Raw genomic sequence first — 250 nt, forward strand, 5'->3', positions numbered from 1 at the left:
AGGTGGGTCTTGTAACCAAAGAATTTGCTATCAACTGATTTATGGCCGATCTTAGCATCTGTATCCTTAGAAAGAATATAGTTTTCCTGGGTATCTTCCACGGTTTCCTTTAATAGGTTCAATTTTTTCTTTGACTGCAGGAACCAAACTTAAGGTCTGCTCCGATTCAATGCACTTCTCTAGTTCCCTGCAATAGGCCAATTCCTTATCCAGCTCCCTGGAAGAATTCTTTTCCGGCATGCGGTCTTTC

General features: G+C 41.6%; 1 pseudogene. It reads right to left on the bottom strand.

Annotated elements, in window-relative coordinates:
* Positions 1–250, bottom strand: a pseudogene (locus LB467_RS18975) (IS5/IS1182 family transposase); the annotation flags it as partial.

The organism is Salegentibacter tibetensis, assembly GCF_020164485.1.
Lineage (GTDB): Bacteria > Bacteroidota > Bacteroidia > Flavobacteriales > Flavobacteriaceae > Salegentibacter > Salegentibacter tibetensis.